The organism is Minwuia sp. (assembly GCF_048263705.1).
Taxonomy (GTDB): domain Bacteria; phylum Pseudomonadota; class Alphaproteobacteria; order Minwuiales; family Minwuiaceae; genus Minwuia.
In genome coordinates this window covers 317166-329577 of record NZ_JBLXDV010000002.1, presented here as the reverse complement: position 1 = coordinate 329577, position 12412 = coordinate 317166, and the positions used below count along the sequence as shown (strand labels likewise).

Below are 12412 nucleotides of genomic sequence, written 5' to 3'. Positions count from 1 at the left end.
CCAGCGGGCTGACCGTCGGACGGGGCCGTTTCCGCGTTCGCTCCGGACCGGCATATCTCAGCGTCGTGTCCGTCCCGGCGCTTGCCCCTTGCGGGGGCTGTCGCGGTTGATCATTCTGCGTCCATGAAAGTCATATACAGTCCCGACCAGCAAAAGCACGACCCGTCTTCGTTCATCAGCAGCGGACGCGTCACATCCAGCCCCGAATGTCCCGAGCGGGCGGACCGCTTTCTCGCAGCGGTCACCGATGCGGGGCATGAGGTGCTGGCACCCGACCGGCACGGTATCGCACCGGTGGCGGCGATTCACGGTGTCGACTATCTGCATTTCCTGGAGACCGCGCATCAGCGCTGGTCGGCCCTGCCCAATGCGGGGAAGGAAGTGATCCCGAACGTGCATCCCGGACGGCACATGACGACCCGCCCCGACCATATCGTCGGACAGGCGGGGTTCTTCATGGCGGACACGGCCTGTCCGATCGGTGCGGGAACCTGGGAAGCGGCGCTGGCCGGGGCCGATTGTGCCCTGACGGCGACGGACATGGTGCTGGCGACGGGACAGGTGGCCTATGCGCTCTGCCGCCCGCCCGGGCACCATGCCTATGCCGACATGGCAGGCGGGTTCTGTTTCCTGAACAATGTGGCGATCGCCGCACAGCGCGCGGTGGCGGCCGGACGCCGGCCTGCGATCCTGGATGTGGATATTCATCACGGCAACGGTACGCAGGGCATCTTCTACAGCCGCGGCGACGTGATGAATGTCTCGGTCCACGCCGATCCGACAAATTACTACCCGTTCTTCTGCGGATATGCGGCCGAACGCGGTGACGGTGCCGGTGCGGGCAGGAACCTGAACCTGCCGCTGGCGCACGGTTCGGGCGACGATGCCTATCTGGACGCGATCGGCAGGGGACTGGATGCGGTGCAGCGCTTCGGTGCCGACATCCTGCTGATCTCGCTCGGGCTGGACCCGCAGGAGAACGATCCGCTGGGCGTCCTGAAGGTGACCACCGGCGGTTTCCGGCGGGCCGGTGCCCGCGTCGCCGCGGCACAGACGGCGACGGTCATCGTTCAGGAAGGCGGCTACCTCTGCGACGAACTGGGTGCCAATCTGGCGGCGTTCCTGGACGGATTCGAAAACGGCGGCGCCTGAGCGGCGTTCCCTTCACTTCGCGTTCGACCGCTTCAGGGGCACTGTGCATATTCCGCACGATACGCCGCAGGCGTGTCCAGGACGGCATTGCGGCGGGTCATCCGCTGCGCATTGCGGTTCCGCAGGTCCGAAAGAAGCGTCCCGACCGCCGTGCTGTACCTTCTCAAGGCGGCATTGACGTCACCGGCGGAAATCGGACGGAGCACCGTGCCGTCATGGATCGCGGCCCGGAATTCGTCGCGCAACTGTCCGACCGATTCCCGATAGATATCGATATGCTTGCGCTCATGGGCCAGCGTGACGCGATACAGGCATGAGCCCGGAGGCAGTTCGCTGGCGATGTGAATGCGCAGCTCCTGCACGGTGATCCAGATATCCAGATCTTCCAGATAGTAGCAGGGACCGCCGGGACGCAGCTGGCGGACCGATACCTGATGTCCGGTCTGCATGCGGAATTCGGCAAAGCCGTTGAGGCGCGTGTCGTTCTCGAGAAACCGCTTCTTCGATTGCCCGGCGATCTGCGTGATTTCCCCCGAGCTTTTCTCGTGGATCAGATCGACGTCCGGAATCTGCAGCCTGATCCGGACGTCGGTTTCCGGTGCGCCCGTGCAGGTCGCTGCGGCCCGCGCGCCATCGGCATTCATCAGCAGCAGGACCGCGATCCAAAGGGCGGATGCCGCCGCGATACACAGGCGCTGGAACGCGGCACCGCCGCCCGATAGGCTGAATGACCGAACCACCATTGAAACTCCGGGGAAGAACATGAGCGATGAACTAATCTACGAACAGGATGGTCATATAGTCACCGTAACCTTAAACCGGCCTGAACAGCGCAACGCCCTTTCCTATACGGAGACCTTTCAGGCTTTTGAAGATGTCTGCGCGCGAATCCAGTCCGACCTGTCGGTGCGGTGCGTGATCATCACGGGCAAGGGGTCGGCGTTCTCCGCCGGCGGCAACGTCAAGCAGATGAAGGAACGCGCCGGGATCTTCGGCGGCGCGCCCATGAAGACCCGCGAGAGCTACCGCACCGGAATCCAGCGGATCCCGCTTGCGGTGTGGGAGCTTGAGGTGCCGACCATCGCCGCCGTGAACGGTCCTGCCGTCGGGGCGGGATGCGATCTGGCCTGCATGTGTGACATACGGATCGCGTCCGAGAGTGCCTTCTTTGCCGAATCCTTCGTGAAGCTGGGCATCATTCCGGGCGACGGCGGGGCCTATCTGCTGCCGCGCGCGGTCGGGCTGAGCCGCGCCGCCGAGATGACATTCACCGGTGATCGTGTGGACGGGAAGACCGCGGCGGCATGGGGGCTGGCCAGCCGTTGCGTGGCGCCGGAGCAACTGATGCCGGAGGCACGGGCGCTGGCCGAACGCATCGCCGTCAACCCGCCTGAGGTGCTGCGCATGGCCAAGCGGCTGCTGCGCGAGGGACAGAAGACCGACCTGCGCGGCGTGCTGGAACTGTCTGCCGCGTTCCAGTCCCTGGCGCACCAGACCGAGGATCATACCGAAGCCGTCGACGCCTTCCTGGAGAAGCGGACCCCGACCTTCACCGGAAACTGAACGCCGACAGGCAAACGCGGACGCAAAGAAAAAGGGCGGCCTCTCGCGAGACCGCCCTTTTTGATCTTCAGCCAGAAAGCCTGGATCAGTATGTTCTCTTCTGAGTTTTGCTCTTGCCATGTCCGGATAGAATAAATCCGCCATCAGCACCAGTGAACAGTCCGGGTCCCGAAACTGAATCATTTGGTCCACCTGGAGGTTCTTCGTCCAGTGGCTGGTGATCGCAGCCGGCCATAAGACCGACTGCGATACCAACGAGAGCAATCCGAAGAGAGAGCCGCATCAGAACTTGACGCGCATACCAACCATGGCTGCCTGGGCGCTATCGATTGCTTCACTTCCGAAGAAATGACGAACCGAAGCGTAGGCATCGGCACCCGGAGCAAGACCCTGCACCAGACCAAGACCGATGGAGTTGTTGTTCAGCGCGCCAGCGGCGGTCAGAACAACACCGTTTGCACCCGTAATGTCGTCACGGACGACATTCAGGTAATCAACACCGATCGAGGTAGCGCCGAGGCTGCTGTAGTTGCCCTTATGGGCCAGGCCGACGTAGTACATCGCATCGTTCTCGGCCGCACCGTCGGCCAGTTCAACCGCAATGGCACCGTTCAGCGCGATAACGCCAAAATTCAGGCCCATGGAGCCAGCAATATTGTCGTTGCCGCCATTGCCTTCATAGCCAACACCGGCCAGCAGGCCGATGCCGCCAATCTTGCCCCGGTAACGGAGCGCAGCAGTGACGTCGCCGTTGTCACGTGCCGAGATCGAGGCCTTCATGCCACCAAAGTTCGGGGTGTCATAACGGATCGAGTCCTGACGGCCACCGTCACCAAATGCCAGGAAACCGCCGCCGGCGATTGCTGCGCCGTTGGTGTGTTCCGGGTTGATGTCGGCCAGAGAAGCGAAGTTGAACGAGTTGTGCAGGATGCCTTCGGTTGCTTCACCCTGCTGGCCCGTGGTCAGCGTACCGAAGCCGCCCTGCACGAACACATAGGCATGACGCAGGTTCTCGGCGTCGCCATCGGCCGTGATCGAGTTCGGGTTGGCCGTGGCAATGTTGGAATTCGATTCGATCTGCAGCTCGATACGCGCACCGACGGTCATGCCGCTGGAGGCCTTGGTGTCGGCGTCGAAGGTGATGCGGGTCGAGGAAGCATCATTGTCGACGAACTGGAAGAACGACACGTCGTTTGCGTCAGAAGCGAACATCACGGCGCGGTTGACGTGACCGGACAGCTTCAGGTTGACGCCCTTGACGCCCTTCTGGATGCCGTCGGAGCCGGCCTGCAGGGCCTCAACTTCCTTCGACAGCGCGTCGATGGCGGCTGCGTTGGCCTTGACGGCGTCTTCGACGCTGGCGTGGGCCGCTGCGAATGCGTTGCCCGAAGCCATGATGGCCGCAGCAGCAACACCTGCGAGTAGATGTTTGTGGTTCATTTGGTTTGCCCTCCTAAAGGAATAAACGCACTTCCTCCACCGCCCCATGGAAGGAATACCCTCCAACCACTTGCGGCTTGATTTCTGTTACGCCAGCCAACCGGGGGGTGCAAGTGCAAGCGAGGGTGTTGCCCGAAACGGGTCCGCGCCACGAAAAGCAGCTGGCGGATCTAATAAGTATCTGAAATATATGAATTAAATTCGATATTCGGGGGCGCTGACACCAGCACGCTGTGGCTCTGGTGTCATATTTTCGATGTTGCTGTTGCGTCAAAGCAACATAAATCACGGACGCAATGCGCGGGCGATGTCCTGCAGGGCGAGAATGGTTTCGCGGTCCGACGGTTCGATGCGTGATGCGCGGACATAGGCATTGAGCGCCTTCTTCGTCTCGCCGGCGGCGCGATAGGCGCGCGCGAGTTTCCGCCAGCTGTCCGCATGATCGGGATTGCGCTGTACGGCAGTCTCCAGGGCGGCGACGCTGCCGCCGCTCGCGACGGGCCGCGATCCGTCCGCGCTCTGCTTCTGGCCGACGATGGCGACTGCCCCGGCGGCAAGGGCGGCTGTCAGTGCGACGATGGCAAATGTACGGTGCATCGGGTTCGGACCTTACGGGTCTGGGAAGTGACGAATGATTCAAAAGGGTTATCGATTGTGAATGGTTTTGAATCAACACTTTCATCACCCGTTAAGGCTGCTAGACTGTAATGCGTTCGTCGTAACGGGCAGATCAGGTTCAACGGTCTGCCGGACGGCGGGAGAGCAGAGTTGAGGCAACCAACCAAGGGGTGGCAGACATGTTCATGTCTGGACTGAGACAAATCGGACTGGCGCTGGCGACGGCGGCTGGTCTCTGGATGGCAGGCGCTGCGGCGCAGGCCCAGGAAAACGTCGGGCCGACCGAGTGCAAGGACTGCCATGGCGCAGAGTACAAGGTCTGGGAAGGCACGCCGCACGCGGAGTCCTACAAGGACATCCACAAGCGCGATATGGCCGACAAGGTGACCGAAGCCGTGGGTGAGCGCAGCATGAAGCGTTCGGAAACCTGCGGTCAGTGTCATTACACACAGGCGCCGAAGAAGGCCGGTGGCCGCGTCGGCAACAATTTCGGACCGTCGTGCGAGAGCTGCCATGGTCCGGGATCCGAATACATCAATATCCACAACGTCTACGGCCCGAAGGGCACGAAGAAGGAAGACGAGACGCCGCTGCACAAGACCCAGCGCTACAAAGAGGCCGCGGCTGCCGGCATGCGCTGGCCGCGCTGGCGCGATGACATTCCGGATATGCCCGCAAGCGTGAACTATGAAGTGGCTCAGAACTGCTTCAACTGTCACGGCATGGCGCGCGATTCGCTGGACGGCGATACTGCGGCCAAGATGCTGGCGGCGGGTCACCCGCTGAATCCGGACTTCGAACTGGTCAAATACAGCCAGGGTCAGGTGCGTCACCGTTTCTATGACAGCCAGACCGAGAACAAGGAAATGACGCCTGCCGAACTGTCACGCTGGTTCGTGACCGGACAGGCGGCTTCGCTGGTTCAGGCTGAGAACGCCATGAAGAAGACAAGCGACGCCAAGTATGTCGCTGCCCAGAAGGCACGCGCCTCCAAGGCGGTTGCGGCCCTGAAGGCGGTCGGCATGCCGGAAGCGGACGCGCTGATTGCGGCACCGACTGCCGACAACGCGCGGGCGCTGGTGGCGAAGATCTACAAGGGCAACATGGACCTCACCGGCAAGGTGGGATCAATGCTGCCGAGCAAAAGCGAATACAAGTGATCTGTAGCTTGTAAACGCAACGGGTGTGGCGGCGGGCCACCGGAGGGGATTGCCTTCCGGTGGCCGGTCGTCAAATCTGAAGACGCCGGATGAGATACCGGTGGAGGCATACGTCGAAGACACCAGGGGGACGGTCGGGCTGCAACGGGGGTTGTGTCCGGCCATGCAGGGGGCAGAGCGGAAATGGTGACAGCCGTCGAAACGATGGCCCGGCCGCAGCGCTGGGCGACGCCATTCGGTCCGGACATGACGGAAAGCGTCGTCGATGAACTGATGGCGCTGCCGATCTTTCGGGACATTGATGAAAGCCGGTTTCCGGGCAACACGCCGCTGCGCGGCATACTGCTGAACGATACCCGTGAGACGGTCTACGAACCGGGCGAGATCGTGGTCCGCGAAGGCGATTACGGCAATTCCGCCTTCCTGATTCTCGACGGATATCTGCGCGTCGTCCTCAGTCCGAACCTGCCTCAGAACATGCTGGGCCGGCTCAGCACCAAGAAGAAGGGTGTCTTCGAGGCGTTAAGCCAGCTCTGGACCAACAACTGGCGGCCTGAAGTGCGCGACCCGAGTCGCTATCAAGGCGCTCAGGCAGCCGGCACCTCGGGTACGACGGCCGGTGTCTACCTGCAGGACATTCCCGCGATTCTCGACAAGCATCAGACGGCCCAGCTGGGGCCGGAGATGATCTTCGGCGAACTGGCGGCGCTGGGCCGCGTCCCGCGAACCGCCTCGATCTTCGCGGAAACGCAGGTCCGCGTACTGGAGATCCGCTGGCAGGGTCTGCGCGAACTGCGCCGGTTCGACACGACCTGGAAAGACAAGATCGATCTGGCGTACCGCAAGAACGCGCTGCACAACGCGCTTCAGGAAGCGCCGATGTTCCAGCATCTGACCGAAGACCAGCTGAAGGCGGTCGAGGACAGCACCCTGTTCGAAACCCACGGGGCCTTCGACTGGCACACCAGCTACAAGCGCATGCTGGCGCAGGGACGGGAGATGGAGCACGGCACGCCCATCGCAAAGCAGGGCGACTATCCGGACGGTATCCTGATGGTGCGGGCCGGGTTCGCCCGTGTCTCGGCCGAACTGGGCAACGGCGAACGCACGCTGACCTATCTGGGGGCGGGCGACGTGTACGGCCTGGAAGAGCTCTATCGGGCCTGGAAGAACAAGGACGACGATGTCGTCATGGAAACCTCGCTGACGGCGCTGGGCTATGTCGACCTCCTGCGCATTCCGCGACAGGTCCTGGAGGAATACGCCTTCCCGGAGATGGATCCGCCGACCCAGAGGCTGGCCGACCTGGCCGGTGCGGAGATCAGTTCTGACGCGCTGAAGGAATGGGCGGTCGGGCGGCGCTACATCAACGGCACCCGCGCCATGCTGATCGATCTGAACCGCTGCACCCGCTGCGACGACTGTGTGCGGGCCTGCGCCTCCACGCACGGCGGCAATCCGCGGTTCATCCGCCATGGCGCGACCTTCGATCACTGGATGGTTGCCAACGCGTGCATGCACTGTGCCGATCCGGTCTGCATGATCGGCTGTCCGACGGGGGCCATCCACCGGTCCATGTCCGACGGCTCGGTCGTGGTCAATGACGATACCTGCATCGGCTGCGGCACCTGTGCGGCCTCCTGTCCGTATGACAACATCCGGCTGGTTCAGGTGGCGAACCTTCAGGGCGAGCCGCTGGTCGACAGTGAGCACAAGCCGATCATGAAGGCGACCAAGTGCGATTTCTGTTCCAGCAATCCTGGCGGGCCGGCCTGCCAGCGGGCCTGTCCGCACGACGCGCTGCGCCGCGTTGACTTCCGCGGTCCCGATCCGTTCAGAGGGGGCTACAAATGAGATCGCTGCATCGCGCCCTGATCGTTTTCTGGCTGGCCGCCATCGCGGTATTCATCTTTCTGGTCTGGGATTCCTGGAAGACCTGGATGATGAACGGCGAACCGGCCATCGTGACCGGATACACGCTGACCGGTCTGATGGTCTTTCTGGCGCTGTTCAACGTGCGCAAGCGGCTCGCGATGATCCCGCTGGGCCGCGGGGCCTACTGGACCGCCGCGCACGCGGTCTTCGGGACGCTGGCACTGGCGGTTTTCTTCGTCCACACCGGCAGCATCTGGCCGACCGGTGCCTATGAGCAGCTGTTCGCGCTGTTCTTCTATCTGGTCAGCCTGTCCGGCATCCTGGGCTACTGGATGCAGAAGGTGATCCCGCGACGTCTGACCGAAAACGGCCTCGAGATCATCTGGGAACGCATCCCCAACGAGATCGCCGAGATTCGCGCCCGTGCGGAAGCCATTGTCGAGGAGGCGGCCGAGAAAGCAGCTTCCGATACGCTCGCCCGCTACTACACGGAAACGCTGGCCTGGTATTTCCGGCGACCCAGATATCTCGCCAGTCACTTTTTCGGCTTCCAGTCCGGACGGGCCTACATCCGGCGGGAGACCACGGCCATTGCCCGGTACCTCGATGAGACCGAGAGGGGCTATCTGGCGCAGCTCGAAGACCTCGCCCTGATCAAGAACCGGTTGGATTTCGCCTATGCCGTTAACGGTATGGCCAAGGTCTGGCTGCTTTTCCACGTGCCCATGGCCGTCGGCGTGTTGTTGCTGATGATCTGGCATATCATCCTCGTTCATGTGTACCTGCTATGATCACGGACCAAGACAGATTCAGCTATCAGAACAGCGCCTACGAGCGCCCGACATTCCCCTATGTCTGCGGCCGCGCCTGTTCGTTCGGAAAACCCTGCCCGAATGGCCCGAACTTCAACGGGTCGTGCGGCGGCACTTCCGAGTGCACGCCCTATCGCAACGGTGATCGCTGGGAATGCCGGCGCGCGCCGTCGGCGGGCGGTCCCTGCGCGGACGGACCCCGGCCGGACGGGACCTGCTGCATGCAGCACCCGCCGTGCACGCCGCGGCCCTCGCTGCGCCGCCGTCGTCAGCGCATCTCGGCGCTGGTGGCGATGTTCGTCGTGGCTGCCATCCTGGCGTTTCTGTGGTTCCAGCCCTCCGGCTTCCAGGGCGATCAGGCGCAGGCGTCATCCCTGATGCCCGGACCGCTTTCAGGTGCCCATTCGAACTTCGCGATGGAAGAGAAGGGCTGCGCCGCCTGCCACGAGGCGCATGGCCAGGGCGTCGTCGCCTGGGCGAAGGCGTTCGTGACCAGCCAGTCGGTGGGGGACAGCTGCGTGGACTGTCATGCATTCGCCGGGCCCGAGAGATCGCCGCACAACGCGACGTTCGACGGGGAGGTCTTCAAGGCCTCGTCGCCCAGCGCGGACATGCAGACCGATTGCGTGATGTGCCATACCGAGCACAAGGGCGTCGACGCGAATATCGCGCCCATGAAAGACCAGCAGTGCAACAGCTGCCATCAGGTCGAGATCGAATCCTTTTCCAGGAACCATCCCGATTTCTCCTCGTCCTATCCGCACGAGGTCCGCGGCGCGATCCAGTTCAACCACATCGCGCATTTCGCCGAACATTTCCCCAAGGAACTGGCGGAGAACGAGCAGCCGACGTGTGTCACCTGCCACGACGTCACGCGCGCCGGCCGGAACGTGCCCCAGGGATCGTTCGAGGACAATTGTTCATCCTGCCATCTGCAGGGCGTTCAGGATCGCGCGATGCAGCTGATCAACGTGCCCTACATGGAAGAGAATCCGTTCGATCCAGAGCGTGTTACGGAGGTTTGCGGCCTGACCGAAGAGCAGACCGAGTATCTTCAGGCGAAGGCCGCCGGCGAGGATGCGGAGCCGCCCGAGGCGGACGAGTATTTCTACGAGGACAATGGCGACAACCTCCCCGTGGCGCTCGCCTTGCTGCTGGGCGTGCCGGCCGACGATCCGGATGCCTACACGGACGTCATCGGCGAACTTTACATGGAACTGGCCGAAAGCGGGATCAGCCCGCTGGTCGAGCGGATCGAGGCACTGCCGGGCTCGCCGCCGCCAGAGCGGTTGCTGGCCGGCCTCGACGGCGAACTGATTCGCCAGGCGGTCTGCGCCTGGATGCAGCAGCGGGAATATGAGGAGCCGAGCGCGGTCACGGGCGGCGGATGGTCATCGGACGGCCTGTCCGTGAAATATGTCCCCGACGGTGACGGCAACCTGGTTGCGACCGCCTGGTTCGACTATGGCGTCAATGCGCCGATCCTGGCCGAACGGGCCGACAGCGAATCCGTGGATCTGGCGCATGGGCTGCGCGACTTCCTGCTTTCCGATTCCGGTCTCGGCAACTGTGCCAAGTGCCACGCTGTGACTCAGGTCACCGACAAGATGGGGGGGGGCGACGATACTGTCGGCACGCTCGTGGTTGAGTGGGTATACCAGCCCGTCGAGGATCGGCCCTACGTCAAGTATGATCACGGACCGCACATCAATCTTCTCGGACCGGGTACGCTTTGCTCAACCTGTCATAAGCCGAACCCGAATGCTGAATACGCGGCATCATTTAGTAGCTTTGATGCAACACAGTTCCAGTCAGGGTTCCAACCGGTGGCCAAGGAGACTTGTGCAGAGTGTCATACTACTGCAAGAGTGAAACAAGATTGTTTGCTTTGTCACGAATACCATCGCGAGCCGCAGTTCAACGAGTCAATGGTCGGAGCGCCGGTTGTTGGACACGAGAACACCGGCAAGGACGGAGGATGAGGATGTTAATGGCTACTGAATATCAGTCGCACATTTCAATATGGCGCGGACGTTTGGTGGCGGTGGCTTTGGGGGCCGCCGTCGTATTTGGATTTGGTGCTGCTCAGGCCCAGGACAAGGGGCAGGCGCTGGGGGATCAGGCGCATACGGAACTTTTCAACGATGAACAGTTCCCCAGTGCATCCAAGTGCGCAGCCTGTCACGAGGACATCTATCAGGAGTGGGCGTCGTCCAATCACGCGTACGCGTCGATTTCTCCGATGTTCCACAAGTTCGAGCAGGCGATCACCAACCTGACTCAGGGAACGATCGGCACCTTCTGCGTGCGCTGTCATCAGAGTGTGGGCACGACGCTGGGTGAATCCCGCGCCGCCCCGCTTTGGGAACGCAGCCAGGTCAGCCGTGAAGGCATCACCTGCATCACCTGCCATCGCGTCAAGACGACCTACTACAAGCCGAACGGCGAACGCCGCATCGAGCCGGGCAAGATCTATGAGTCGGTCTACACCAACTCTGACGGCGAGGGCTTGAAGAAGGTGCTGGAAGACAAGAGCTTCTACCGGGTTGCGACCTCCGACGAGGAGCGCGGCGCAAAGATTCACACGAACGTGGTGAAGTTCTCGCAGATTTCCGAACCGGAATTCTGCGCCTCCTGTCACCAGGTGGCGGTGAACCTGGGCATCAAGCTCGAGGTCGTCTGGGATCAGTATCGCGACAGCCCCGCGCACGCCGAAGGCATCAGCTGCCAGGAATGCCACATGGGCAAGGTTCCGGGTAAGGCCGAAGGTTACGCCAAGGGGCCGGCAGCCGTCGTGAACGGCGAAGCCATCAACCCTGATCGCGACCGTCACAACCACGCCTTCTACGGTCCCGGCTATCCGATCGCGCATCCGGGCATCTTCCCGCACAATCCGTCGGCGGAGAACTGGACCATGGAAGAGTGGCTGCAGTTCGACTGGCGCGCTGGATGGGGCACCGAGGAGTTCGAGGAAAAGGTCTATAACGAAGAGATCGAAGTCGATTTCCCGGAAGTCTGGTCTTCGGAAGACGACCGGTTCGAGGCCCGCGAGATCATCGAGGAGAATCTCGAAGGTCTGGAGTACAAGAAGGAACTCCGCCGCGCCGTGATGGAGAATGGCAGTCATCTCGACGGCCCGTTCTTCGACGACGGACCGCGTGTCGGACAGGACTTCGACTTCAAGTACAACGTGCAGAACACGAACAACGGTCACAACCTGCCGTCGGGCAGCCTGGGCGCCCAGCCCGAGATCTGGCTGAACGTCGCGCTGACCGATCCGGACGGCAACAGGATCTGGGAATCGGGTTACGTCGACAGTGACGGTGACATGGCCGATCTGCACTCGATCGATGTGCAGGAAGGCCGGATCGCCCACGACCGCCAGCTGTTCAATCTCCAGACCAAGTTCCTGACGACCAACGTAAAGGGCACGGATCGCGAGATGTTCCTGCCGGTCAACTTCGACATCGACCAGCGGCCGTTCCTGCGTCAGCCGAACACGCCGACCACCGTGCTGAACCATCCGGGCTTCATCCGGATGGAGGCCCGCTCGATCCCGCCTCTGGGTGACCGCGACGCCAACTACACGGTGCCGGGTGAACTGCTGACCAAGCCGGGCACCTACAAGCTGTCCGCGCGGATGCGCAGCCGTGCCGAGCCGATCTACTTCATGCGCTTCGTCGGTGCGACGAAGGAAATGGAGCAGGCGATGAACCAGTGGATGCTGGACATGCATCCCTACACTGTGGAAATCGAGGTTCAGTAACGTCAAATCGGACGGGCGGTGCCGGA

10 protein-coding genes are annotated in these 12412 nt (G+C 62.3%); 7 read left to right on the top strand and 3 right to left on the bottom strand.

What is annotated here, in order from left to right; genetic code table 11:
• Positions 1 to 123: 123 nt before the first annotated feature.
• Entirely contained in the window at positions 124 to 1152 is a 1029-nt protein-coding gene (locus ACN0X7_RS03980; protein ID WP_417514344.1) for a histone deacetylase family protein, read from the top strand.
• Between the two features lie 32 nt (positions 1153 to 1184).
• Here the strand turns inward: ACN0X7_RS03980 and ACN0X7_RS03975 are convergent, their stop codons facing one another.
• A complete protein-coding gene (locus ACN0X7_RS03975) occupies positions 1185 to 1895 on the bottom strand; it encodes a hypothetical protein (RefSeq protein ID WP_417514342.1) in 711 nt (236 codons plus the stop codon).
• 19 nt (positions 1896 to 1914) lie between these two features.
• Between ACN0X7_RS03975 and ACN0X7_RS03970 the strand changes: the two genes are divergently transcribed.
• The gene (locus ACN0X7_RS03970) at positions 1915 to 2715 is read left to right on the top strand and encodes a crotonase/enoyl-CoA hydratase family protein (RefSeq protein WP_417514340.1); all 801 of its coding nucleotides are present in this window, start codon (positions 1915 to 1917) and stop codon (positions 2713 to 2715) included.
• Between the two features lie 282 nt (positions 2716 to 2997).
• Here the strand turns inward: ACN0X7_RS03970 and ACN0X7_RS03965 are convergent, their stop codons facing one another.
• Together ACN0X7_RS03965 and ACN0X7_RS03960 are read right to left on the bottom strand one after the other, a co-directional pair.
• On the bottom strand, positions 2998 to 4155 hold the full coding sequence (locus ACN0X7_RS03965; protein WP_417514338.1) for a porin: 1158 nt from the start codon (positions 4153 to 4155) through the stop codon (positions 2998 to 3000).
• Positions 4156 to 4440: 285 nt separating this feature from the next.
• Positions 4441 to 4752: a tetratricopeptide repeat protein gene (locus tag ACN0X7_RS03960; RefSeq protein ID WP_417514336.1), complete on the bottom strand. Its 312-nt coding sequence runs from the start codon at positions 4750 to 4752 to the stop codon at positions 4441 to 4443.
• Positions 4753 to 4958: 206 nt separating this feature from the next.
• On the opposite strand from ACN0X7_RS03960, the gene ACN0X7_RS03955 reads away from it, so the two are divergent.
• The 5 genes from ACN0X7_RS03955 (at position 4959) to ACN0X7_RS03935 (ending at position 12386) form a co-directional block, all read left to right on the top strand.
• Positions 4959 to 5933 carry a multiheme c-type cytochrome gene (locus ACN0X7_RS03955; protein ID WP_417514334.1) on the top strand — a complete coding sequence of 325 codons (975 nt, stop codon included), beginning with the start codon at positions 4959 to 4961 and terminating at the stop codon, positions 5931 to 5933.
• A gap of 183 nt (positions 5934 to 6116) precedes the next feature.
• Complete coding sequence (locus ACN0X7_RS03950) at positions 6117 to 7787, top strand: cyclic nucleotide-binding domain-containing protein (RefSeq protein WP_417514332.1); 1671 nt, start codon at positions 6117 to 6119, stop codon at positions 7785 to 7787.
• Complete coding sequence (locus ACN0X7_RS03945) at positions 7784 to 8599, top strand: hypothetical protein (RefSeq protein ID WP_417514330.1); 816 nt, start codon at positions 7784 to 7786, stop codon at positions 8597 to 8599. Before ACN0X7_RS03950 ends, ACN0X7_RS03945 begins: the two co-directional genes overlap by 4 nt.
• Complete coding sequence (locus ACN0X7_RS03940) at positions 8596 to 10602, top strand: hypothetical protein (RefSeq protein ID WP_417514328.1); 2007 nt, start codon at positions 8596 to 8598, stop codon at positions 10600 to 10602. The genes ACN0X7_RS03945 and ACN0X7_RS03940 overlap by 4 nt, the downstream gene beginning before the upstream one ends.
• Positions 10603 to 10610: 8 nt before the next feature.
• A complete protein-coding gene (locus ACN0X7_RS03935) occupies positions 10611 to 12386 on the top strand; it encodes a multiheme c-type cytochrome (RefSeq protein WP_417514326.1) in 1776 nt (591 codons plus the stop codon).
• Positions 12387 to 12412 lie beyond the last annotated feature (26 nt).